This is a genomic window from Coprobacillus sp. (assembly GCF_984815275.1).
On record NZ_CFJNYH010000016.1, the window covers coordinates 42,125 to 65,697 of the forward strand.

The following is a 23,573-nucleotide window of genomic DNA, read 5'->3' on the forward strand; positions in this document are numbered from 1 at the left end:
CCATTTAACCTCCTGTTATTAATGTGGTTTTCGGATACCCCTTCCCATCATAATAATAATATTGAAAATGAGTCTTTTCATATTCTTCTACAGTTAACTTTCCAAGATGAGGATAATTCGTTATTAATCCACAAACTCCCATATCTAAATACTGTTTCATTTTCTTAGTATTATCAACTGTCCAAATATAAATAGGTATCATATGCCTAACTGCCTTTTGAATAAAAGCTGTACTTGCTCGATTCTCTTCCATTGCCAGAAAATCGATATCCATCTCCCAAATAGAATCATCAATATCGCCAACACTTCCATAGATACAATAACCTACCCACCACTGTGGCTTTTCTTTTTTGATAACCTGTACACTATCATAGTCTAACGACATAAATATGGATTGTCTTGAGAACTGATACTGTTCTATAATATCAATAACTTTATGGGCCATGTCTTCTCCATTATCTTGAGTTGGTTTTAATTCAATTAATAAACCAACTGCCATTTTATCTCTTTTCATTTTTTTAATTAAGTTCTCTAAAGTCAAGATATTTGATTTATGATTATTTTGTGAAAGTGTTATTTCTTCAAGCTCAGTTGCTGTTAAATCAGAAACCTTCTTGTTGACATCAGATAAACGAGATAAAGTTGCATCATGAAATACAATAGGAATTCCATCTTTGGATAACTGAATATCAATTTCGGCATAATCTACTTGACTATTGTTCGCATCTTGAATTGCCTCATATGTATTTTCAACAAAATATCCAGAACCACGATGTCCAATAACCCAAGGTCTATGAACAAGAGCATCCTGATGCAAATAAATAATCATGAAACATATGATAAAAATACCAACAATACATCTAGAAAACAACTTATGTTTCTGGTAAAAACGAAAATGAGCTAATCGTTTTTTCATATAATATATGATTTCTCTAACAAAATTCTGTCCTTTCATAATCCATCCATTTAAATAATCTATCTCAACTGGAATCTGGTCCACCGTCATGAGAGTGTCTTCATATCGTGAAACCAAATTGATGATATAACGCATGAAGAAAGTCATAGCTATAATGGAGACAAAATAGAGAAGAACATATTGTATAGCACTATAGCGAAATGCTGTTGAATTGATTGTATATTTAAGGAAATACCAATTAAAATCACGATTATGTAAGATTGGATAGGGAATTAAATTCATAATCATATATTCTATAAATATCCATAAAAGCAAATAAACAAGTAAACTTCCCTTTTCTTTAAGAGTTATTTTTTTAAATAAAGAGAAACTTTCTTGTGTTGCTGAAATGATACTCTTTCCTTTAAAAACCATGTATACTGGAACAAAAATCATTATTATAAAAATCAAATAATAAATAATAGAAACCAGACAAATCAAAACATTGCCACCTAGTGTTAACTTCAATTCACCAAAAATAAAATTAGGAATATCCCATCTTTGAATATAACTGTTTAAATATCCTATATGTACAAGTGGTAATAAGAAAACAATATAAATACCACATAATGGTAGTGATGGATAATGAAGAGATTTTAAAGAACAAAAACTCTTTAACATAATTTTTCTTAATGATAATTTCTTATGTTCTTTATCTAATGCAATAATATTCATAACAACATAAATCTCATAAAAAATAATTAAGATCATCAATATAAATAAAAACAAACATATCACAATACCTTTAAAAGATAAAAACTGATAAATAATATCTTGGTTAAAAGCAATTCCATATGTGACACTATCTAAATATTCTTGAAGAATTCTTCTTAAAATAGGGCTTAAGATAAAAAGAGTCATCATCTTATAAAATATTTCAAACTTTAAGATATTTTGAAATAATGAATAATACTTATAATTTCTTATTCTTTCCACCTTGTTTCTCCCCTTTTGACTTAAACATTATATTTCAACAGTATGGAATTATTGTGTTAAATTCATCTTCTTATTTGTGTATTTATAAATAATATAAGTGACAACTATACATACAAGTGCAAGATAGAATTCTGGATAGCAAAGAGCAATACTTAGGTTCAAATCAAATTGTCCACTAATTGTTAAGATATGCCATGTCATAAACTCATAGATTTCCATAACAATAATGCCAATCATTCCAATACTTCCTATGATTTCACTATTATAACCAAAATTTGTCCAAATGCCAACAAAAGCAAGAATAATACATGTCAGCGCTACTGGATTGTCTAATAATATAACACCATAAACTTCTTCTACACCTTTCATACCTCCAAACCAAGGTAATAGCATCGTTAATAAACTCAAGCTCAAAGCAACACTCATGATTATTTTTCTTTTCATATACTCATACCTCCTACACTATGAGTATACTCTTTTTGTACAAAACCTTTTTGTAATACTCGCTTAAAAATTTCTTAAGATTTACTTAAGATATCAAATAACTACGTTTCAATTTCTATTTCTCTAGCATTTCTTTAATTGTATAGTTATATATTTATTCTTCTAATTCATAATCAATATGTTCTAATGTCATTTTTAACTTTTCATCCTTATTTGCCTTATTATAATGTAAGTAATGTGTATATAAAATATCTATCATGATCAATGCAGGTATTTGGGGAGAAATTTTATCTGAAATAGCTAAATTCTTTAATCCACCCATTAAAACAAGTTCATCATAAAAACTACGATATTCATAAACCTTTGCAGCTGATAACATGATTGTTTTTGCACCTTTTTCTTTAGCAGTTTTCAGTCCTTCAACAACTTCCTCTGTTCTACCACTTACACTAATTCCAATCACAAGTGACAACTTATTAACTCTCGTTATATTCATACGAATAGAATGTGCCTCAGCTAAATAATCGACATCCAAACCAAGACGCATAAATCTTAATTTAAACTCTCTTGCAACAACTGATGAAGAACCTATCCCATAAACATACACACGTTCATATAAATCTAACATTTGTGCTAATCTAATCATCTGTTCATTATCAATTAATGAATATGTTTTCTCTAAGACCTTTTGGTATGAATTCAATACTTGCCTTGTTAATATATCTAAATTCTTTTCACTCTTCGTAGAACCTTGAAATGCAAAAAGAAATTCACGATATCCTCTAAAACCAAGTTTCTTTGAAAATCTTGATAAAGATGCTTCTGAAACAAATAATCTTCGAGAAACTGCTTTTGAGGATAAGTCCTCTCCATTGACATAATTAATAAAATAATCTGCAATACTTTTTTCTACATTTGTGAGATCATCATAAGCTGACTCAATAACAGGAATAACACTTTTATTATAAGATAACATTACACATCCTCACTTTCTTTTTCATTATAGCACAAAAAGGAAACTTTCGTTTCCTTAAATATATTCTTGAATGATAGGCTTAATTAATCTTGTTAATTTCTCATAACCCAATTCATTTAGATGAAGTCCATCTTGATAATACTCTATCAATGCTTCTTTATTTTCATCAATAAACTCCTCAAATATAGAAACAAATCTTGTCTTTGGATCAATAATTATGTCCTGACATTGTTGATAAATCATCTCAACAAGATCATTACAGCGGATACCAGGAACTTGATGATAACTTCTTAAAGATTCTACACAAGGCAATGTAGAGAGTAATAAGATTTGTGTTTGTGGACAATTCCCTCTTATTAAGTCAATAATATTTTTAATATTGACCGCAATTTCTTTAGGAGAAAGCATAACGGTATTTCCTAGATCATTAATTCCTATCATCATAACAACAACCTTTGGCTGATATTTAATAACAGCTTCATCACATATCCATAAAAGTTCATTTGATGTTGCACCACCAACACCACAATTATATTTAATAGAAATATCTTGATAATAATGTTCAATATTATACATTTCTGTAATAGAATCACCAAAGAAAATGACTCCTCCTTCTAAAGCTATTTTTGTTTGTTGTATAATAGAAAGAATTCTTTGGAGTTGTCCTTCTCTTAATTGATAATAACAAGGGTTATATTTCATTGTTTCTCTCATGGTTGAACCTCTATTTTCATTCCAATTTCAAACATTCTTTTCCAAGGCATATCAATTTCTAGAATATGGCATGGATGTACATGACTTATTTTAAGGGAGTTATAATATGTCTGTAATTTTTCCATAATTCTTTTTTCTACAACCTCTTGTTGATCCTTGAAATCATAATAAGAAAGACCCAATTCTACTAAGTCATTCTCTACCATATCTTTACGAACAATCGCTTGATAAAAAACATCCTCTATTATTCTATAACATAAATTAAAAATCAAATCCTTTTGTCCAATAAACATCTGAGTGAGAGTTGTCCCTAATGAGTTACAATTTGTATTCCATCCTGCATAACTGATAAGTTTATCTAAGCACCCAAGTTGATCTAAATAGCGTATAAGCTGTAGTTCTCCTCCATTGCTGAAGGCACTATCACACAAAGCAACTTGATAACCTAGTTTCACATAACTTTGTATACGATATGCAAAATCTAATAAATTCCTGTAACTTGTATAAGAAATATCAAGCTCATTATTATCTACAAATGATTCTTGCATAATCTTCCCAGGACAATTGATTGCGAGTAAATAATCTGCATCATTAGCATTATCAACAATAACTGCTTTACAGACACGAATATGTGACTTGAGACTTTCATACATAGGTCTATCTTCATATTTAGGAACAAGAGTAGGTCCTAGAATGGATGCATAGAATGGATAAACCTTTGGTTCAATATGATAATATTCATGATAAGCTCTTGCTAGTAAGGACATAGCAACTTCATCTGCACCTGGATAGATCATCACTTTTGTATCTAGATTTTTTTCTTTAACCTTTTGAACAATTGTCTTTTGAGATATTGCAGTGTATCCATAAGGTGATGAATCATCTTGTGGAATAACAAGAAAGTCAATATAGTCTTCTTCTAAATATTTAATAACCTCTAAGTTCATAGATGTATTAAAATCTCTTCTGGTCTCATAATCATTCACAATATCCTCTGGTATACAAATAGCTTCAAGTTCAGCTTCCTCTTCATCTGTGAGACTATGTCTTTTTTTATAATCGAGTAAATATGCTCTTTTGAATAATGCATATCCATACTCTTCATAATAATCTGGTTCTTCTTCACTTGAATTATAACTTGGTGCTCTCATAATACATAAGAAAGCATAAATCTTCATCTTTGGGTTGATTTGTTTTAATTTCTTAATAATACTTAATCGGCTCAATGCTTCTTCACGTGTAAGATGATGAATACGTGAAGGAATGAGACCACCATATAAAATCATATCTATAGAAAGAACAACATTATCACAATCTTCACTATTTTCTAGTAAAAAATCACTTATTTGTTTTGTATCTGTTGGTTCTTTTTTATGTCCAAATAAATCCATGTCTGGAACCAATAAATCAATATCTTGATTTGTCTTTCCAATCATTTCAGGAAAGACTCTATTACAAGGTCTTTCATCTAATGGTATTAATAATGTTTTCATTTCTTCTCATCCTTTTTATCCACAAAATAATATGGATCCTTCTTTAATATTGCCAATCCTTTTTCCCAAACTGCTTGCGCATTCAAAACATAGCATTTTGCTTCTAAAACATTTCCAACTTGATAATCCGTATTATCTAAAACATCAAGTATACGATCATATCGCTGTTGATAACCTTTAAAATCATGACGAAGAACATCCATATTTATGACACTTTTATCATGACATATTACTTTATAATCAAAACTTCCTCGATACAAATAACTTGGCACACACATTTCTTCAACTCCATGCATAGATGTATTACATAAAAGTCCACAACCTAGCATAATAATCTTCCCTTTTCTTCTTTTGACCTCGTGAAGAGGTGAAGAAGGTCCAACAGGACTAAAATCTCTTTGATGAGCGCTTGCTATTATCTTAGCATCTTTTCCCCATACACCAATGCTATGTGTTGGATTTATACTGCGATAAACATCTTGATTTTGTCTAAAAATTTCAGGTAATATTCCTACACAACTAGGAGTAGACATCACATCAAAAATACGATGATCAACATTGACATCTAAATAACTTAATGTCGGCAACATCAAAGTGCCCTCTTGAACTGTTGCTTTTAATGCATCAATCACTGCCTGAGGTCCACCTTCAATAACATCGTGACCTTTTAAAGCATTGTAAGAAGAATGCACAAGAATTGTATCGTCTTCTTTAATACCTAATTTTCTTAAATCATCAATCAAAGTTTTTGCATCCATCGTTCTCTCCTTATCCCTGAACTTTTGTTATAATATCTTGTAAAGCTTCTAAAATACTTGTTTTTCTATGACATTTATATTGACAGTCAATATCTGAAACCAAATAGCCTTCCTTTGCGATAGGAAACATACAAAAATCATTAGGAGCATCACCTATTGCATAAATCTCATAGTGAGGATACAAGATTTCAATAGCGTGACCTTTTGATGCTGATTGATGTAATATTTCTAAAGATGTTTGTGAAGTCTTTATTGCCTTTGTATTTTGATAAGTTGAGTTCACATAAGTCTCTATCTCATCAAGTTGTTTTGTATCTCCAATGAGTAAAAAGAGAACTGTTGGCTGGCAAAGAATAATTTCTTCAAAATCATCTTTTATAATATGTGAATCATAAAATTCTTTTGGGAAATCAGGATCTCTATCTGTTTTCCAATAACGATTAGATACTGTATTTAATTCAATACGAATATCTTTTGTTTTTATATCTTTATATATTTGTAAAGCATCTTGTTTATCTAATAAGGTTGCTTGATAATGATCATCTCTATTAATAACAGCACCATTTTGAGAAATACGATGAGTCATATGTAAATGATATCGTTCATCTACTTTAATAATATCATGGTCTAGTCTTCCCGTACAGACAGCTAATGTACATCCCAGTTCATGAAGTGAACTCAAACATTCTAATGTTTGAGTCCCCCCAATAATTGCATTATGACTGTCGAGTAAAGTTCCATCTAAATCAAAGACAACAACTTTATTCTTCAACTTGTTCAGCTCTTTCTTTATTCATAACTTTTACAAATGGGATGTATATAAGAACTGAAACAATGAGAATAACAAGTCCAACAACTCCAGACATAATATCTCCACCAGTTGCTAGAAAAGCACTGATGACTGGTGGTGTTGTCCATGGAATCAGAACATAAGTATGTGCCATAATCCCAATTTGAGTTGCAAGTGCACCAATACCAAGTCCTGCTAATGTTGCTCCAATCATAGGAATAATAAGGATTGGATTCATAACAACTGGTAGTCCAAACATTAATGGTTCAGAAATATTAAATAGTGCAGGAACCAGTCCAAGTTTACCTATAACTTTATAATCGTTTCTTTTTGAAACAAGGAAGATTGCAATAACAAGTGCCAACATATTACCAGCACCACCCATAAATGCAACTGAATCTAAGAATGGTTTTGTAATAATTTGTGTAGCTGCTTCTCCTGCATTTATCGCATTCACATTTAAAGCTAAGCTTGCTAAATAAATAGGTTCTAAAATTGGATTAAAAATATATGCTGAATGTATTCCAAATCCCCATAATAACATATATAATATATAGATAATAATTAATCCAATAGGTGATGAAACAATCGCCGTAAATGGTGTTTGTATCCAAGTAAAAATCAAATCATTTAATGGTGCTCCCATAGCATCAGTTACAATTCTTACAATTGCAAAAATAATAACTGTTAAAGCAACTGGAATAATTGAATTAAATGATCTTGCAATACCTGTTGGAACACTTTCAGGCATTTTAATAATTAAAGCTTTAAAACTCATCAAGAAACGAAGCACTTCAACTGATAATAAAGCTGATAGAAATGCTGTAAACATTCCTGCTGCCCCTAAATAATAAGTTGTCACATATTCACCAATTGTTGCATCAGCTACAAAAGGAGTTAAACATAAGAAACTCACAACTGCCATTGCCCCTGTAATTGATGTATCCATTTTGTAATTCTTTGCTAATGCTTTTGCAGTCGTAAATGTTAATAAAATTGCCATCACTGACATTGATGCTGAACCAATAACACTTCCTAATTGTGCAAACTCACTACATGGCAACCCAAACCATTTATCTAAATAATTCCCTTCACCAACAAATACACTGTTTATAAGCGTAAACAGTGATGCAGTGATAACTAATGGCATAATTGAAATAAAACCATCTCTAATTGCTGCTAAATATCTATTCTTTGATAATTTTTCAGCAATTGGTAATAATAAATTTGAAATTTTATCCATCATATTTTTTACCTCTCCTTCTTTATTTCATCTACAAATCTCTTTGTAATGACTTGTGGCCTTGTGATAATTGACCCAACAACCACACTATAACAACCTAATTCTAAAACTCTTTTCACTTTTAAAGGAGTATCAATATTTCCCTCTCCAATAACTGGATGTTGAACTGAAGAAATAATATCTCTGATAATCTTAAAATCATCTGCTTCAATTTTATGACCATAACTTTGTGGTGTATACCCCACAAGTGTTGTTCCAATAAAATCAAATCCAAGTTGATCAGCATGTTTAGCTTCTGCAACTGTTGAACAATCAGCCATAAACAACTGATGAGGATATTTGTTTTTGACTGCTTTAAAGAATTCATCTAAACTTTGCTGATTTAAACGGAGTTGCTTTGTTGCATCCATCGCAATGATATCCACACCCACTTCTACCAAAGCGTCGACTTCCTTCATAGTTGTAGTAATGTAAATATCTGTTCCATCATAATCTTTTTTGATAATTCCAATAATAGGCAAATCAACTTCTTTTTTAATAGCACGAATATCTTCTACACTATTAGCCCTTATTCCCTTAGCTCCACCCATCTTTGCAGCTAGTGCCATCTTTGACATAATGTAAGACGAATGTAGTGGTTCATCCTCTAATGCTTGACATGATACAATCAGATTATTTTGAATTTCTTTCATCTTTTTTCCTCCTCTGATATCAATTTACTGATATTTTTAATTATTCACAAGTATTTAAGGATATTTAGAAATTACTTTCACTTTTTCTTTGTAACCGCTTAAATTTAGTCGGCTTTTGAAAGTAATTTCGAAAAAAAGATAAAAGGTATTTTTATATCTTTTAATCAATAATTCCTAATAATCCTTATTGAATTCATTCTGTAGCTCCTCCGCTATTAGTAAACATATTTGATATCTTGAAGCAAAAATATGTTTTCACTACTGACTGATTCTTACCTGAACATAAGATGATTCCTATTGGAGAATTATCTCCTTCATTCATGAACTCTCTTTTGTAATCATTTACATACATCTGTATTTGTCCTAAATTTCGATAACGAAACTGAGTTGCTATGAGAAAGTTTTATAATACTTTTCCAATTTCAGGTCTTTGCCATACTCAGCACGTTCTTTACTACCTTGCTTTTCTACAATCATTTTACCAATCTGCCAGTCAGTTTTTACCATTGTAAAGTTAGCAGTCTGATAAAACTGTTTGTCTAACTATTACTCATCAGTGATTGAATCTCTTTATAAAAGTGTAGAGCTATGTAATCTAATTCTGATTCTTCTTTTGTCATAAAATAACCCTCCTATTTCTATATACAAGTTTTTAAGATCATTTTTCTTTTTTATACGAAAAAAACAAGATTCTAAGCAGAACCTTGTTTCTTTAAACTTTCTTGTTTATCCTTTTGTGTTTTAATGACTTTTTGACGTGAGAACTCTTCTCTATCTTTTTCATCTAAAGCTTCGCTAATAAACTTAACTGTCGATTCAAATCCAGGAATTGAAATGTTTTTAAGAGCATTCGCTCTTTTTTGAGTTTTACGTATAGCATTTGCTAAACGATAAACAGCATTTTCAATTTCAGCTAATTTCACAGTTAATTCTTTAACATGATAGAAACATCTATAAGCATAATCCACTTTAGAATTGGCTCTTTCAAAACCATATCCTAGACGAAGAGGTGTTTTTTCATAAGAAACTTTAGGGATTTCAACTCCCATAACACTTCGATAAGTGACACTAATTCCTTCATCAATAGGGACTGCTTCTACAATATCACTGATAATTCCTAAAGACATATTGGCTTCTTGAAGAGCATAATATGCTTTTTCATAAGATTCAGTGATATCATCTCTAATCATCTTGACATCATCTAATAAACTCATCATTTCTTTGATTAGAACATTTCTTTTCTTATCCATCAAGTCATATCCTAGATATGCTAGTTCTAATGACTTTTTGGTAGCAATCAAATTCCCTTTTGTTGGAAAGACTTGATTAGCCATTATCTACTGCCTGTTGTAATTCTCTAATTGAGCCATCTTCCTGAAGACCAAATTGAGATACAGCTTTTTCATGATCATAGAATTGTTCTAATACAGCATTATCAATACGGTCTAATTCGTTCTTTGGAAGAACTGATAATAGTGACCAACCTAAATCAAGAGTTTCCTCAATAGATCTATTGGTATTGAAACCTTGATTAATGAAATAGCGTTCAAATAAACGACCAAATTCCATATACTTCTTATCAACTGCAGATAATTCATCTTCACCAATAACTGATGTTAATGACTTAACATCTTGAACATGAGCATATGCTGCAAACAATTGGTTAGAAACTGATGAGTGATCAGCTCTTGTAAATCCTTCACCAATACCATCTTTCATTAAACGTGATAATGATGGAAGAACGCTAACTGGTGGATAAATACCCATTGCATTCAATTCAGAATCAAGTGTAATTTGCCCTTCTGTAATATATCCAGTTAAGTCAGGTACAGGATGAGTAATATCATTGTTAGGCATTGTCAAGATTGGAATCTGTGTGACAGAACCTTTTGCAGAATTTGCAATCCCTGCTCTTTCATATAAAGAAGCTAAATCTGAATAAAGATATCCTGGATATCCTTTACGACCTGGAATTTCTCCCTTACTTGAAGAGAATTCACGTAACGCTTCACAATAAGAAGTGACATCAGTATAGATGACTAAGATATGCATATCATGTTCAAATGCTAAATATTCAGCAGCTGTTAATGCACATCTTGGTGTTAAGATACGTTCAATGATTGGGTCATTTGATAAGTTCAAGAACATAACAACTCTTTGCATAACTCCTGCTTCTTCAAATGAACGTCTAAAGTATTCAGCAACGTCATTAGTTACACCCATAGCAGCGAAAACAACCCCAAATCCTTTTCCTTCATCATCAGCAACTTTTGCTTGTTTAACAATTTGTACTGCTAATTGATTATGTGGCAACCCAGATCCAGAGAATATTGGTAATTTTTGACCACGAATCAAGGTTGTTAAACAGTCAATAGATGAAATTCCTGTATTAATATAGTTTCTTGGATAAATACGAGCCACAGGATTTAATGGTAAACCATTAATATCCATTGATTTCTCAGCATAGATTTCTCCAAGTCCATCAATAGGTTTCCCAGCTCCAGAGAAAACACGACCTAAAATTTCTCTAGAAACAGGTAATTCCATTGGATGACCTAATAATCTTGTTTTTGTATTTGCAAGGGAAAGTGAGTTTGTTCCTTCAAAAACCTGAACAACAACTCTTTCACCTTCTATTTGAACAACACGTCCTAAACGTGTTGAACCATCTTTACATTGTAATTCAACCATTTCGTCGTATGATGCACCTTTGACATGATCTAATACGACTAATGGACCGTTAATTTCATTCAAACCTACATATTGAAGACTCATAACTTATTCCTCCTTTAGTCTATAGATGCAACAGCTTCATCAATGTCTTTATAATAATCATCAAATAAATCTAAATGATTATTTGGAACATCATATTTCATTTTAATGACTTTATCAAAGATACCAGTTTCCATAATCAAACGAATTGGTTTACCAGCATTAACAACTTCTTTACCACGTTTATAGAGATAAAGAATGACTTCCATCATTTTTAATTGTTTTTCTAATGGTACATAAGTATCATCTGGATGGAAAGCATTTTGTTGTAAGTAACCAACACGTACTAATTTAGCAACTTCAATAATTAATTTTTGATCATCAGGTAAAACATCAGATCCCATTAATTTAACAATTTCCATTAATTTTGTTTCTTCAGCAAGAATACTAGATAATTCTTGACGATCTCTTAAGAATTTAGGATCAACATTTTTGTTAAACCATCTTTCCAAATCAGGAATATATTCACTATAACTTTGATTCCAGTTAATTGCAAAATAGTGACGAGCATAAGCTAATGCTTTATCTAATGCCCAGAATGTACGAACGAAACGTTTTGTATTTTGAGTAACTGGTTCAGAGAAGTCAGCTCCCTGAGGAGAAACTGCCCCGATAATTGTAACAGAACCTTTTGTTCCATTTAAATTGTTCATATATCCAGCACGTTCATAGAATTGAGATAAACGTGAAGGCAAGTATGCAGGGAACCCTTCTTCAGCAGGCATTTCTTCCAAACGTCCAGAGATTTCACGTAATGCTTCTGCCCAACGAGAAGTTGAGTCAGCCATAATCGCAACATGGTAACCCATATCACGGTAATATTCAGCCAGTGTAACTCCAGTATAAATAGAAGCTTCACGAGCTGCAACTGGCATATTAGAAGTGTTTGCAATTAAGACAGTTCTGTCTGTTAAAGGTTTATTTGACTTAGGGTCAATCAATTCTCTAAATTCTTCAAGAACCTGTGTCATTTCATTTCCACGTTCTCCACAACCTACATAAACAATAATATCAGCATCACACCATTTAGCAAGCTGATGCTGTGTCATTGTTTTTCCAGTACCAAATCCACCAGGAATAGCTGCTGTCCCACCTTTAGCAATTGGGAACAATGTATCAATAACACGTTGTCCAGTAATAAGTGGCATTGAGATAGGAAGACGTTTGGCAACTGGTCTAGATTGTTTGATTGGCCATTTTTGAGTCAATGTACATTCAATAATCTTTCCTTCTTCATCTTCAATCTTCATCACAACATCATCAATTTTATATTGACCACTTGGTGCAACTTCAATAACTTTACCTTTTGTATATGGCGAAACCATACATTTATGCATAATTAAATCTGTTTCAGGAATAGTTGCATACACATCTCCACCTTGAACTTGATCACCAACTTTAGCAACCACAGTGACATCCCATAATTTATTCTTATCAAGTGGGTCAACATGACTTCCTGTAGGAATAAATGATCCAGATTCTTTTGCTATTTCTTCTAGGGGTCTTTCAATCCCATCGAAAATATTTCTTAAAATACCAGGCCCAAGAGTTACAGAAATAGGTTGACCTGTTGGATAAACAGGTTCACCTGGTTTCAATCCTGTTGTCGTTTCATAGACTTGGATTGTTGTAAATTCTTTTTTGATTGAGATAACTTCACCAATCAATCTTGCATTTCCAACATAGACCATTTCTAACATAGAAAAGGCATCAGTATCTTTTACTGTAACAACGGGACCATTGATTGAATAGATTACATTTTCATTCACTTTCAAATCCCCCTTGTTCTTATTTAATGATTAATCCAGAATTTTTATTGAACCATTCCTTTTGATTTGCCAAAGCAAAATCTAAAGTTTCATCAACAACCAAAGAAGATTCTTTGTTTTCAATAATAAATCCACCAATAGTAATATCTTCACTTGCTTCTACTTTAATATCAGATCCAAAAGCTTTTACTAAAGCTTTCTCCATTGATAAATCTTTTGAAGCAACAAACATAATTGAGTTTGTTCCTACAAAATCAGCAGCAACTTTCTTAATCTTTTCTTCCATAAAAGATGCATATTCTTTACTTTGAGTAAAAGCAACTAATTCTTCTCTTGCTTTTGCAAAAATAGTTTTAACATATTCATCTCTTTTTTCAATTAATTTTTTAGTTCTTTCAATATGACTTTCAGAAATTTCAGCCGAAGCATTAGAACTCATTTCTTCTTCTTCTTGTTTCAGTTTTAAATCTGCATCTCTTTTTGCTTCAGCACGCATAGATTCATAAGCTTCATCTTCAAGAGCTTTCACTTCATCAAGAATAGATTTTTCTTCATTCTTAGCTTGTCTTTCAATTTCATCTTTCATATAGAGAAATACTTGATCAATATTTTGCATAATCACATTCTCCTATAATTTTACACCAATTGCTTCTGATACATAACCATCAATTGTTTCTCCGATTTTAGAGTTTCCATGACGGTCAGGTATTTCAGTAATTAATGGCTTCTGTTGTTTTAATTTAATTTCAGATATAATATCTGGACACATATCGACTAACTTTGTTGTGACCAAAATAATTGCAATTGTTTCATCCTTCATTTTACTTTGAAGAACACTCAGAAAATCTTTTCTGCTGTGAACAACAACACCTTCAATTCCAACAAGTCTTAGTCCCATCAATGTATCAATATTATCGCTGATTAAGAAAAACTTCATATAATCAGACCTTTCTTTTCCAAATTATAAAGCGTTGATAATTAAGATAGAAATTAATAACCCGTAAATAGCAACCCCTTCACCTAAGGCAACGAAGATCAATGCTTTACCGAAGTTATTGTCATTTTCAGAGAATGCTCCAATTGCTGCAGGTGCAGCAGCAGCTACGGCAATACCAGCACCTAATGCAGAACATCCAGTTGCTAATGCAGCAGCGATAAATCCTAAACCTTGAGCCAAAGTCCCAGTCATACCTGCATCAGCAGCGAATGCTGAACTCATTGATAAACATAAAGTTAAAGCAACAGCTCCGAAGAACCCACCAACATGAGTTAATAAACGCCATTTCGCACTTTCTTTGCTTACTTTAGAAGTAAACATTTTAACTAATGGTAATGATAATAAAACAACTGCAACTAATGGTAAAATAAACATTAAAATAGACATAATAAATTTCCTCCAAATATAATTTTATCTTTCTTTAATAGAGATAAAAGGTTTCCCTTTTCCTTCATAATAACGTGAGAACATTTCGTAGAATTCAAGACGTAAAACTTGGATACCCACAATCATACCTTCCAAACACATAACGAAAGCATTCCCAATCACAACAACCAATAAATAACTCAATGTAATTGCTGTTCCACCTGCAACCATTTCAGCAAGTGTATAAACAACCATCATCATCCCAGCATGTGATAAAACGAAACCACCAACACGTAAGAACGACATTGTGTTCGCAATAAATGTTAACATAACTTCAAACAATTCAAAGAATGCTTCTGTAAAGAATGCTCCAAATCCATGTGGGAACATCTTTTCACCTTCAAGTTTGTAAGATAATGGTTCTTTTAAGAAAATCATAATGACTGGCATTGCAATTAAAAGTCCAATATAAAGTGGTCCACCAAGTGGTAAATTTAATCCCACTAACATATTTGCAACTAATAATAAGACTGAAACATAGAATACAAGTCCAGCAATACCATTTTGAGAGAATAATAAATCTCCCCAATGTTTTTTCTTTAAATTCAATATAATATTAAAAGCTATTGAAATAATAATTAAGATAACTCCTGTGGCAATGGCTGCCATCAATAGCGTCATTGTATTTTCAGACTCCATTGGTAAGAACATTGGTTCCATAAAATGTTCAAATAATGCTTCACTACCAAAAATAGAACCAAATACAAACCCAAATATAGTACTTGAAATACCTAAACGCATTCCTACAGCCCCTAATTGCATACCTTTCCATTTATAGAAGAAGTATCCAATAAGCGATAAAACAATTCCTTGACCAATGTCACCAAACATCATTCCAAATAAGAATGTATAACTGATAGCAACTAAATTTGTTGGGTCAAAGTCTGTATAAGATGGAACACCATACATTTCTACAAACATTCTAAATGGTCTTGAGAACCAGTTGTTCTTTAATTTTGTAGGTGGTGTCAAACGTGAATCTCCCATTGCTGGCTTGATTTCAACATGTACATCTTCAATTGTTTCAAATTCATTTTTTATTTTTTCAGCATCTTTGTCTTCTGCAAAACCATAAACAGCTGCATTTTTACCAAAGACAACGACATATTTTTGAGCATCATATGTTTCATTTAATTTCTTAGAAACAGAATAAATTTGATTCATTTCATCAATACTTTGTTGAAATAAATCTTTAATTCTTCCATCTAAAACAACTAAATAATTCTTAGCTGTTTCATCTTCTTCTTTTAAGACTCTTAAAGCTTCTTCAGGTGTTCCATGAACAAACTCAGGAATATGAATTCTTTCAAAGTATAAAGATGAGAAGATATTATCAATCTCTGGTGCTTTTGTTTCTGTTGTCATATACATACAATAAGTTTCTTTTGTTCCTTTGTGGAAAGTCTTAAACAAAAACTCTTGTGCTCCATAGTATTGAAGTTTATCTAAGTTAACAGTTGGAATACGCCCAAATCTCACTTGTAAATAATGACAGCTAAATAAAGTATCAAAATCTACTTCTGCATTAATCATATGCTCTAATTGAGAAATTGTCCCCTCATTCTCTTCAATCATCTGTTGAAGATCTTCTTTAACTTTCTCAATCTTCGTCACTTGTTCTAATACATTACAGAAAAATGTATCTGCTTGTATAATATTAATTCTTGTATTGTCAACATCTTGACATTTTAAATCTAAATGATATCCATCTCTCGCTTCTTCCATACGCGCGATTAAATCAGCATACGGGTTTTCCCTATTTAAAACCGATAATCCTTGCACAGAATCAGCAAATTTCGAAGCATATTCAGGATGAAATCCATCCAAATTAATCAATTTCATTAAAACCGAATCATATTGCTCGGCAGGAAATTCGATTTCTAATAGCTTCAACTTTGCTATTGCCATATGTTTCTCCTTCCTCTACTTTGTTGATTTCTTCTTGATGATTGATTTAGCAAAAACCAAGACAAGGCAAGCAACGACAACAATAGCGACTGGTGTAACAGGCCAGTTTATATGAGCTTCATAAACACATCCCAAATAAACAAGCAATGCATATACAACAATCAAACCACAAATTCCCTTCATTGAGAGAACTCTTTCAATTGTAGAATTTTCTAAATACATTTTTTTAAATGCATTAATTGTAAACGTTCCTGCAATTAAAAGAACTATTCCATCAACAAGTTTAAACACTGTTGACAGTGGTAATGCTATTGCTGGGTAAAGATTCATTGTATAGAAGAGATCTCCATAAATCAATCCGCCTAGCATTGATGCTATACCTAATGAAAGAAGTAATGACCCCATTTTCTTCTTTCTCATCAAAAGTCCAAGCAATGCTAAGATTGCTCCAACTCCTAAATCCCCCAAAAAGATAATAAAGACTGCATAGTAAAGAACTGCAAATGCAATTGTTGTATCAATCTTATCAGATTGTTTCACTTTACTTACTGCCTCAAATGGTTTGACAATTTTTGCATTATGCACAACTGTTGGTGCAACAACTTGTTGATGATCTAAAATATCAGCAGGTAATTTTTGATATTCCATACTCTCAATATCTTTCATCTGATTTTTAAATTCATCAAGAATACGTGTTGGAATAAATCCATAAATTGCACATTTACTTTGATAATCAACCACAAAAATTTTATATTCTTCTATTCTTTGTAAGAACGAAGCTGTTGAATATAACTTCAACAAATCAACTTTATGTGTTTCTCTTAAAATTGTCATCTTTTGATCCATACGCAAGATATATTCCTGCATTGCATCAATTTCATCTTTTAATTCCTTTTTTGCATCCTCTAATTTCCCATGCACAAATGAAGGAATTTTAATTTCTTCAAACCCTAACGCTTGGAAGATGTTGTCAACCTCCAACTGTAAGTTATTTGTTACTATATAACAGCACCAAACATAATGATGATCTTCTCCAAGTTTATTAAATATAAATGGTCGACCCTCATAGTACTTAATCTTATCAAGATTTTGTCTTTTAAAACGACCAAATCTTGCTTGTACATATTGACATTCTAATAATTGATCTAGATTGACTTCAGACAAACTCAAACGATTTAACATTTCTAATGTTTTCTCATTTTCATCTTTTTCTTGTATCAATTGATCTTGAACATCCTTAATTTTTTTGATTTCTTCTTCCAGACCAGTTAAGTAATCAGATTTAACTTGATAATCTAATGTATGTCCTGGAGCTAAATCACGATTTAAATCCAACTTTATATCAGATGCAATCTGAATCAAACGATCTAATAACTGAGTATAAACATTGTCTTCTTGTAATGCATGTACACCTTTGACGTTATTAACAATCTTTGAAGCAGATTGAGGATAAAAGTACTGTGAACCTTTTAATTTAAATAAGACTTCGTCAAGTTCATGACGATCAAAAGTCATATTTAACAATACCATTTCTTCTATAGCCATAAATAAATCCCCCTAGTAGATTAACATCGATTCAATTTGACTCGGTGTCTCTCCATATCTTAAACCTTCAATTATATGCTTAAGATTATCTATTTCTACTTGATATACAATCTTATACGTCATATAAACCAATGCACTATCAGTTGAAAAACGCATAAAACGTTTAGCCAAATGATAATTAATCTTCTCTGTATAATATTCAATGTAAACAAATTCATTATCATCTACAAATAATTTATACGGTGATTCAGCAAGTTTTTTTAAGAATTCACTTGCATCTTTTGTTTCAATCAATTCACTCATAACACTTCTTGGAATACGACTATATTCTAAGAAAAGAGTTTCTTTGATTTGTTCTGGAGTTGCATTGAAATATTTCTTTAAACGATATATTTTTGTAATATTCTGTAACTCTATAGAGGTATTGATCATTGTTAATAAATCTTTACGTTTTTTTCCTTTAAATAATTTATTGACTGTATCAACATACTCTTTATAATAAATATGTTTTAATTCTAATTCTAATAAGTTAGAATCCAATGGTTTATCATCATCTGGTTTATATTTTAAGAATGCATCATAATACTTTGTTCCTCTTAAGAGCACCAACAAACTATCATAATCATTCACCGCTAATAATCCATACAAATCAAAACTTGCATACTTATTCAAATAATCAGGAACTTCAATTTCATATCCTGTGTAGTAATCAGAGACAATTAATCTTGCTTTTGTCAAAATTAATTGAATTTCTAATTCAGTTACACCTAATCGATAGAATTCTAATTCCTTTTTAGAAGCATATCTCATTAATCGGTTTAACCTTAAAAATATTTCTTTATTTAATAAATTTTCTAACTGCCCACGATGAATATTGATTTCTTTTATATCAGATAAGATATCACTATAAGCAGTTTCACTTTTTAGATAAGCGACTAAATCATTAATACTTCTTCTTTTTAGTAGTTCTTCATAATTTTGCTCAGTTAATCTATGTGAATACATAGACCTTGCTTTTGCAAGAATGGCATTTGATGAAAAAGAACTCATACGATCACCTCTTCTCTAAATTTCTTTACAACGATTAACAAGCGTAGAAACCCATTTCTCTTTGTTCTGCTCGTAAAGACTTGAGAGTTGACTCAGTGATTCTGTGTACTCTTGTTCATTTTTGACCTTAGTTTCTTGAATTTGTGCCTCTAACTCTTTTTTATGAGCATCAACTTTTACCTGATATTCTTTGACAAAAGAGTCATAGATTTCTTTTTTCTTTGCACTCATATTGGATTGAACATCTAATTTCTTTTTCTTAGCTTCTTCAACCTTTGTAGAGCACTCTAAATCGACTGCAACAATATCCTGAATAATCTTGTCCAAAATAATCCCTCCTCACTTTATCTTTTAGTTCCTCACCTAGTTTACTCCTATTTTTTTGACATTTCAAGAAAAATAGTTTATTTGAAAAAAGATTGAATCATGCGCAACTTTTCACAAATTCAAACTTTATTCAATAATTTTAACTAATTCATTCTAACTGGTTATTTTATCTTGTATTTATCAATAAAAATCATCTATTCATCAAACTTGAACAATTTGTTTTTTTGTTCACATTAGACTTTTATTTTTATTCATTTACAAAGATTTGTCTAAAGATTTTTCTAATTAACGGACCAGCAAAAAAGATTTGCCATCCTAATGCCATAGGAAAATTTATGACTGTTGTTTGTAGCCACACTGCTATGAAATGTATTCCAGCATTCTTAAATAAAAATGTGGCTATAAAACTCATCATAGGACACATGAGACAGACAATCATTGAACAAAGTATAATTGTTATATGGAATAAATGATCTGCTTGTGAATCAACCAATCTAAACGTTAAACTCTGTGCAATTTTCTCTACAACAAATAATTCTAAAATAATAGCTATTGGCCACATCACAATCATTTCCTGAAAAGCCATTATGAAGACTTGATTTGTCATCCCTCCTGTAGCAATTGCGATATTATAGCAAATCATGGCATAAACCATTAAAAAAGCCATCATCGATGTAAATATAAAATTCTGTAATTTTGTCTTAGGCATATTGTACCCTCCTTTATTTTAGGCACAAAAAAACATGTGTGTTGTTCATAACCATGTGACACACATGTACCGTTTCCAATTATACCAATATCATATTTTTTTTGTAACATAAAGTATATTATCATATTTTTAAATTATATGTAAGAACTTTTCTTATTTTTTTATTTCTGACTGAGGTGCTTTAAACATGATATATATAGGAACAGCCAATAAAACACTTCCACCTAATATATTCCCTAAGGTCGATAATAACATATGTAATGGTAATGTTAACCAATTCACTGTATTTCCTAATTGAGTTAGTCCCATTGTAAAAATTCCACCATTAGCAATACAGTGTTCAAAACCTGGTAATACAAATGCCATGACAAACACCATAATCACAATTAAACGTGCTGTTTCATCTTTGATTTTAACACCTGAATAAGCTGCAATACAGACTATAAAATTACATAAGATCCCTTTAATCAATAATTCCATAACATCAAACTGAAGTTTAGATTCCATAACCCCTTGTAAATAAGGAATCATGATTGCTTCCTGTGCTCCACTTTTGATATATAAGAAACAAACCAAAGCAATTCCTACCATATTCCCAATATAGCAGACAATCCACATTGGAAGAATCTGATGAAACTTTAATTCTCCTTTTAAAACTGGCATAATGCTCACAAAACAATTTCCAGTAAAAAGTTCTGCACCTAAATAAACAATTGCTACCAAACCAATTCCAAATGTCCCTGCAACAGCAATCTTCCCAACAACTGTATGATCATTAAGTAAAGCACCTAAAGTATAAGATAAGATTGCTGCAACACCTAAATAAGCACCTGCCATAAATGATCTCACAAAGAAACGTAATGGATCAGTTTTCATTATATTATATTTAATATGTCCCAATTTACATAATACATCAATATCGCTAAACATAGTATCCCCCTTAAAACCAATGTTATTATATAGGATAGAGTATAAAAAGGCAAAGTATTTCTAATTATATTAAAGGTATTTTGTAAAATTGCGAATTTAATTGATTTCTTAAAACTCAAACTTATTCATATATAAATTTTCTTTGATCATAAGAATAACTTTATATATGTTCTCAATCTTGTTGGCAGTAACAAAACACTAAAAAGAGATATATGGAAAGATAATTCGGAATAAATTCGCGCTTATATTGAAAAACAAAGATAGAAGATATAGTTCAAATCTCTCCTCGTTCTTAATTTTTAATATATATTCTATAGATACACCATTCTGGAATTATAATATTCTTGAGTTTCACATCTTCTTTAATTATTAACTATTAATAGTTTTCCTCTTTGATATAAATTCGTTTTTGAATCATTTTCGCTTTATCTGTTCAACAGTGAAATACGGTATTTCATTCTTATCATCAATCGCTATATCAAGCCTTGTAAGATGAAATCGGTCTTTACCCACTATTTGTATACAAGTATCAAAGAAATCACTATAGGTGCTTTTGTAGTCTGTAACAAACTATAATAATCATATCCTTGTACACTCAAGACCAAATGGCATTCAACTTTATTTGTACCATCATTTAATTGCCTATCTCCATACACCTTGATTGTACCAAACTGATATAGACGTGTATAATCTTTATGTTTAACTTTAGCTTTCTGTATTAGGTAGTATTCTAATAGCAATCCTAATACCCTGCGTATCAGTACCTCCGCTTTCATGTTTTCAAAGATCATGCTTAGATAATCAATCTTAATGCTCAACTCTCTTTTCAACATATAGATGTATCCTCCCTGTTTTTTCAACCTTATTTACTCATAGCGATTCCATTTGCTACATATCATCAGAAACTTTTTCCTGTTTCTATTATTAGTACAAATGTACATATGAATTTGGCAAAATTTACAAAACTTTTTATCTCCCTCACTATATATCTCGTCATCAGGAGCTAATTTATCGCATTTTCAAGAAAATCTCTTACATTTTGTTATTTTAACTATTTCTACAACAAAAAACTTTGCGGCCATAAATCGGCTGCAAAGCATTATGTAGAGCCTGTTTTCTGCTCTTTGGTCTGTATTGTGTAGGGTGGTGCTAGTAATGCGCCATATAAAGATTGTCGCTAACACTCCAATCCAAGCCATTTCCCATGCTTACACTTTGTTCGCTAGTCGTAGCTTGATTAAATTTTCTATAAATCGATCTAAATAATTCAACTATTGAAAGTTTGGCTTAATCCATAAAGATTTTAAGTTATTATTATCTATAACTACAAAAATATCTGATGCAAACATAATGGATACACCTTTAACATTTTTATCACCAATACATACCCATCCATTTTTATTATCGTAGTATGTTTTCCATTCATTAAATTCTTTTTCCCTATATGAGATACCTGAATCATAATCATTTTCCAATTCTACAATTCCGTTGATTGTTTGAGGAACTGACAATTTTTCATCTATCCAATTACAGAATGGATGTAATCCCCATACACTAACTAGTTGATTAGTTAGTGAATCTATACTTAATTGTAAATAACCAATAAGTATAGAAACATCCCCTCTTTTATTTGAAATAAAATCAAAAGAATTTTCATTTTTCCTGTAAATTACTTGTCCTTCATTTATTTCATTAGAATATTTATATGTAATTTTCATTTTTTACCTCCCATTGAATAAGAAATGTACTATTGTATTACTGTCCATATCAACTACTAACTCCCAAGTGCCAGTAATTCCTCTAAATGTTCCAGGAACATTCCATTTAAGACCATTATTTAATATTGTATCTTTAACTGGTGTTCCTCCATCAATAATACTTTGTATTGTTTGATTAGAATTGATGTATGGTCTTGTTAAATCTCCTGCCTCTTGAATAGTTATATATTCTCCATCTTTTCCAATAATCTGAACTTTATTTTTACTTACAGTATCATTTAAATGATTTTTTACCGTTTCTGACAATTTCAAATCTTCAACTCGAATATTTTTATTAAGAGATTCACCAGCTCCCTGATAGCCACTATTAGATGAAGAGGGAGGTGCATAGCCTGGACTTGTATTTCCTGATGAAGCATAT

Annotated in this window: 24 protein-coding genes and 1 pseudogene; all 25 read right to left on the reverse strand. The window is 31.1% G+C overall.

The features are described 5' to 3' along the window. Window positions 1-4 precede the first annotated feature (4 nt). Window positions 5-1,891: a glycerophosphodiester phosphodiesterase family protein gene (locus AC5M21_RS07325; protein ID WP_017143912.1), complete on the reverse strand. Its 1,887-nt coding sequence runs from the start codon at window positions 1,889-1,891 to the stop codon at window positions 5-7. A gap of 48 nt (window positions 1,892-1,939) precedes the next feature. After that, the gene (locus tag AC5M21_RS07330; RefSeq protein ID WP_008787428.1) at window positions 1,940-2,335 is read right to left on the reverse strand and encodes a hypothetical protein; all 396 of its coding nucleotides are present in this window, start codon (window positions 2,333-2,335) and stop codon (window positions 1,940-1,942) included. Window positions 2,336-2,489: 154 nt separating this feature from the next. Further along, window positions 2,490-3,311: a MurR/RpiR family transcriptional regulator gene (locus tag AC5M21_RS07335; RefSeq protein WP_008787427.1), complete on the reverse strand. Its 822-nt coding sequence runs from the start codon at window positions 3,309-3,311 to the stop codon at window positions 2,490-2,492. A gap of 54 nt (window positions 3,312-3,365) precedes the next feature. Further along, window positions 3,366-4,025: an SGNH/GDSL hydrolase family protein gene (locus AC5M21_RS07340; protein WP_008787426.1), complete on the reverse strand. Its 660-nt coding sequence runs from the start codon at window positions 4,023-4,025 to the stop codon at window positions 3,366-3,368. Further along, complete coding sequence (locus AC5M21_RS07345; RefSeq protein ID WP_008787425.1) at window positions 4,022-5,518, reverse strand: DUF4127 family protein; 1,497 nt, start codon at window positions 5,516-5,518, stop codon at window positions 4,022-4,024. The genes AC5M21_RS07340 and AC5M21_RS07345 overlap by 4 nt, the downstream gene beginning before the upstream one ends. Continuing rightward, window positions 5,515-6,276, reverse strand: a complete 762-nt coding sequence (locus AC5M21_RS07350; protein ID WP_008787424.1) for an AAC(3) family N-acetyltransferase — start codon at window positions 6,274-6,276, stop codon at window positions 5,515-5,517. The genes AC5M21_RS07345 and AC5M21_RS07350 overlap by 4 nt, the downstream gene beginning before the upstream one ends. A gap of 10 nt (window positions 6,277-6,286) precedes the next feature. Beyond that, the gene (locus tag AC5M21_RS07355; RefSeq protein ID WP_008787423.1) at window positions 6,287-7,048 is read right to left on the reverse strand and encodes an HAD-IIB family hydrolase; all 762 of its coding nucleotides are present in this window, start codon (window positions 7,046-7,048) and stop codon (window positions 6,287-6,289) included. Beyond that, window positions 7,038-8,312, reverse strand: coding sequence for a PTS sugar transporter subunit IIC (locus AC5M21_RS07360; protein ID WP_008787422.1), 1,275 nt, complete (start codon window positions 8,310-8,312; stop codon window positions 7,038-7,040). The genes AC5M21_RS07355 and AC5M21_RS07360 overlap by 11 nt, the downstream gene beginning before the upstream one ends. Window positions 8,313-8,317: 5 nt before the next feature. Further along, complete coding sequence (locus AC5M21_RS07365) at window positions 8,318-9,001, reverse strand: N-acetylmannosamine-6-phosphate 2-epimerase (RefSeq protein ID WP_008787421.1); 684 nt, start codon at window positions 8,999-9,001, stop codon at window positions 8,318-8,320. 193 nt (window positions 9,002-9,194) lie between these two features. Then, window positions 9,195-9,395: a PDDEXK nuclease domain-containing protein gene (locus AC5M21_RS07370; protein ID WP_373116016.1), complete on the reverse strand. Its 201-nt coding sequence runs from the start codon at window positions 9,393-9,395 to the stop codon at window positions 9,195-9,197. Between the two features lie 298 nt (window positions 9,396-9,693). Continuing rightward, window positions 9,694-10,335, reverse strand: a complete 642-nt coding sequence (locus AC5M21_RS07375) for a V-type ATP synthase subunit D (RefSeq protein ID WP_008787419.1) — start codon at window positions 10,333-10,335, stop codon at window positions 9,694-9,696. Beyond that, complete coding sequence (locus AC5M21_RS07380; protein ID WP_008787418.1) at window positions 10,328-11,776, reverse strand: V-type ATP synthase subunit B; 1,449 nt, start codon at window positions 11,774-11,776, stop codon at window positions 10,328-10,330. Before AC5M21_RS07380 ends, AC5M21_RS07375 begins: the two co-directional genes overlap by 8 nt. Window positions 11,777-11,790: 14 nt before the next feature. Further along, the gene (locus AC5M21_RS07385; protein WP_008787417.1) at window positions 11,791-13,542 is read right to left on the reverse strand and encodes a V-type ATP synthase subunit A; all 1,752 of its coding nucleotides are present in this window, start codon (window positions 13,540-13,542) and stop codon (window positions 11,791-11,793) included. Window positions 13,543-13,561: 19 nt separating this feature from the next. Continuing rightward, window positions 13,562-14,158: a V-type ATP synthase subunit E gene (locus AC5M21_RS07390; RefSeq protein WP_008787416.1), complete on the reverse strand. Its 597-nt coding sequence runs from the start codon at window positions 14,156-14,158 to the stop codon at window positions 13,562-13,564. Between the two features lie 12 nt (window positions 14,159-14,170). Then, window positions 14,171-14,479: a V-type ATP synthase subunit F gene (locus AC5M21_RS07395; protein WP_008787415.1), complete on the reverse strand. Its 309-nt coding sequence runs from the start codon at window positions 14,477-14,479 to the stop codon at window positions 14,171-14,173. 24 nt (window positions 14,480-14,503) lie between these two features. After that, window positions 14,504-14,926: an ATP synthase subunit C gene (locus tag AC5M21_RS07400; protein WP_008787414.1), complete on the reverse strand. Its 423-nt coding sequence runs from the start codon at window positions 14,924-14,926 to the stop codon at window positions 14,504-14,506. 24 nt (window positions 14,927-14,950) lie between these two features. Then, complete coding sequence (locus tag AC5M21_RS07405) at window positions 14,951-16,873, reverse strand: V-type ATP synthase subunit I (RefSeq protein ID WP_017143914.1); 1,923 nt, start codon at window positions 16,871-16,873, stop codon at window positions 14,951-14,953. 15 nt (window positions 16,874-16,888) lie between these two features. After that, window positions 16,889-18,418 (reverse strand): V-type ATP synthase subunit I domain-containing protein, encoded by a 1,530-nt coding sequence (locus AC5M21_RS07410; RefSeq protein ID WP_008787411.1) that lies wholly within the window; start codon window positions 18,416-18,418, stop codon window positions 16,889-16,891. Between the two features lie 12 nt (window positions 18,419-18,430). Beyond that, on the reverse strand, window positions 18,431-19,468 hold the full coding sequence (locus AC5M21_RS07415) for a V0D/AC39 family V-type ATPase subunit (protein WP_017143915.1): 1,038 nt from the start codon (window positions 19,466-19,468) through the stop codon (window positions 18,431-18,433). Between the two features lie 15 nt (window positions 19,469-19,483). Next, window positions 19,484-19,795 carry a hypothetical protein gene (locus AC5M21_RS07420; protein ID WP_008787408.1) on the reverse strand — a complete coding sequence of 104 codons (312 nt, stop codon included), beginning with the start codon at window positions 19,793-19,795 and terminating at the stop codon, window positions 19,484-19,486. 247 nt (window positions 19,796-20,042) lie between these two features. Next, window positions 20,043-20,504 (reverse strand): DUF2798 domain-containing protein, encoded by a 462-nt coding sequence (locus AC5M21_RS07425; RefSeq protein ID WP_008787407.1) that lies wholly within the window; start codon window positions 20,502-20,504, stop codon window positions 20,043-20,045. A gap of 153 nt (window positions 20,505-20,657) precedes the next feature. Beyond that, window positions 20,658-21,434: a formate/nitrite transporter family protein gene (locus tag AC5M21_RS07430; RefSeq protein WP_008787406.1), complete on the reverse strand. Its 777-nt coding sequence runs from the start codon at window positions 21,432-21,434 to the stop codon at window positions 20,658-20,660. Window positions 21,435-21,946: 512 nt separating this feature from the next. After that, window positions 21,947-22,267, reverse strand: a complete 321-nt coding sequence (locus AC5M21_RS07435) for a hypothetical protein (protein WP_008787405.1) — start codon at window positions 22,265-22,267, stop codon at window positions 21,947-21,949. 438 nt (window positions 22,268-22,705) lie between these two features. Beyond that, window positions 22,706-23,152 (reverse strand): hypothetical protein, encoded by a 447-nt coding sequence (locus AC5M21_RS07440; RefSeq protein ID WP_008787404.1) that lies wholly within the window; start codon window positions 23,150-23,152, stop codon window positions 22,706-22,708. A gap of 3 nt (window positions 23,153-23,155) precedes the next feature. Continuing rightward, window positions 23,156-23,573: pseudogene (locus AC5M21_RS07445) on the reverse strand (hypothetical protein); the annotation flags it as partial.

Bases quoted from the DNA above. Each gene is read 5' to 3' on its own strand.
- AC5M21_RS07380 (WP_008787418.1), bottom strand. From the start codon at position 11,776: ATGAGTCTTCAATATGTAGGTTTGAATGAAATTAACGGTCCATTAGTC.
- AC5M21_RS07430 (WP_008787406.1), bottom strand. From the start codon at position 21,434: ATGTTTAGCGATATTGATGTATTATGTAAATTGGGACATATTAAATAT.
- AC5M21_RS07345 (WP_008787425.1), bottom strand. From the start codon at position 5,518: ATGAAAACATTATTAATACCATTAGATGAAAGACCTTGTAATAGAGTC.
- AC5M21_RS07340 (WP_008787426.1), bottom strand. From the start codon at position 4,025: ATGAGAGAAACAATGAAATATAACCCTTGTTATTATCAATTAAGAGAA.
- AC5M21_RS07365 (WP_008787421.1), bottom strand. From the start codon at position 9,001: ATGAAAGAAATTCAAAATAATCTGATTGTATCATGTCAAGCATTAGAG.
- AC5M21_RS07350 (WP_008787424.1), bottom strand. From the start codon at position 6,276: ATGGATGCAAAAACTTTGATTGATGATTTAAGAAAATTAGGTATTAAA.
- AC5M21_RS07425 (WP_008787407.1), bottom strand. From the start codon at position 20,504: ATGCCTAAGACAAAATTACAGAATTTTATATTTACATCGATGATGGCT.
- AC5M21_RS07375 (WP_008787419.1), bottom strand. From the start codon at position 10,335: ATGGCTAATCAAGTCTTTCCAACAAAAGGGAATTTGATTGCTACCAAA.
- AC5M21_RS07405 (WP_017143914.1), bottom strand. From the start codon at position 16,873: ATGGCAATAGCAAAGTTGAAGCTATTAGAAATCGAATTTCCTGCCGAG.
- AC5M21_RS07435 (WP_008787405.1), bottom strand. From the start codon at position 22,267: ATGTTGAAAAGAGAGTTGAGCATTAAGATTGATTATCTAAGCATGATC.
- AC5M21_RS07335 (WP_008787427.1), bottom strand. From the start codon at position 3,311: ATGTTATCTTATAATAAAAGTGTTATTCCTGTTATTGAGTCAGCTTAT.
- AC5M21_RS07440 (WP_008787404.1), bottom strand. From the start codon at position 23,152: ATGAAAATTACATATAAATATTCTAATGAAATAAATGAAGGACAAGTA.
- AC5M21_RS07400 (WP_008787414.1), bottom strand. From the start codon at position 14,926: ATGTCTATTTTAATGTTTATTTTACCATTAGTTGCAGTTGTTTTATTA.
- AC5M21_RS07415 (WP_017143915.1), bottom strand. From the start codon at position 19,468: ATGAGTTCTTTTTCATCAAATGCCATTCTTGCAAAAGCAAGGTCTATG.
- AC5M21_RS07330 (WP_008787428.1), bottom strand. From the start codon at position 2,335: ATGAAAAGAAAAATAATCATGAGTGTTGCTTTGAGCTTGAGTTTATTA.
- AC5M21_RS07410 (WP_008787411.1), bottom strand. From the start codon at position 18,418: ATGGCTATAGAAGAAATGGTATTGTTAAATATGACTTTTGATCGTCAT.
- AC5M21_RS07360 (WP_008787422.1), bottom strand. From the start codon at position 8,312: ATGATGGATAAAATTTCAAATTTATTATTACCAATTGCTGAAAAATTA.
- AC5M21_RS07390 (WP_008787416.1), bottom strand. From the start codon at position 14,158: ATGCAAAATATTGATCAAGTATTTCTCTATATGAAAGATGAAATTGAA.
- AC5M21_RS07395 (WP_008787415.1), bottom strand. From the start codon at position 14,479: ATGAAGTTTTTCTTAATCAGCGATAATATTGATACATTGATGGGACTA.